The organism is Neisseria sp. P0021.S007, from assembly GCF_051956855.1.
In genome coordinates, this window is the sequence record NZ_JBQCXA010000562.1 from 1 (window position 1) to 675 (window position 675).

The 675-nt window shown below is 46.7% G+C and carries 1 protein-coding gene; it reads right to left on the reverse strand.

Translation table 11 applies throughout. The annotated features are described in order from the left end of the window. Positions 1-149, reverse strand: a 149-nt coding sequence (locus tag ACTHUR_RS14640; protein WP_440399311.1) for a hypothetical protein, incomplete at its 3' end; no start/stop codon positions are given. Positions 150-675: the final 526 nt, after the last annotated feature.

Consider the following 675-nt stretch of genomic DNA (forward strand, 5'->3'; position numbering starts at 1 on the left):
GCGTAGTCGAGCAGCAACAGCGGAATACCTGCCGTCAACAGCGCAACCAAGTAAGGGAGGACGAAAGCACCGCCGCCGTTGTCGAAAGCGATGTAAGGGAATCGCCAAATGTTGCCTAAGCCCACGGCCGAGCCGATGGCAGCAAACATAAAGGCGCGGCGACTGCTAAACGTCGCGCGTTCGCTGGATTGAGAATTTGACACGATGAACCTCTTAAAAGTCGAGTGCCGCCAAGGCCGTTCAGCCTTGCGCGTATATATTTAGGAATCAGGCCGGGCAAGCCGGTCGGTTAAAGTAGATATTCGGACAAGGATAATATCCGGTATAGAGGATGCACCGCTTATGGCCATGCAAACATAATCTGACCTTATCGTAAAAAAATTTAACAGTGTTGACAAGTCATAATTAAATTAAAATCACAAGCAAAATCTTCATACACTACGACTAAAACCTTCATACACTTATTTATATAACCCCCAAACACAGCTCAATCCACCGTTTTTCCCTCCCTTGTTCCGACAATTTTCCCCTTTGCTAAAAACCGCCCTCCCCTTATCCGGCAAGGAAAACCGGGAATCCAAGGCGTTTAAATTCCATGTCATCAAAAATGTTCAGACGGTCTTTTGCTTTTGCTCGATTAAACCCGGGCCGTCTGAAAATTACACTGTTGTATGT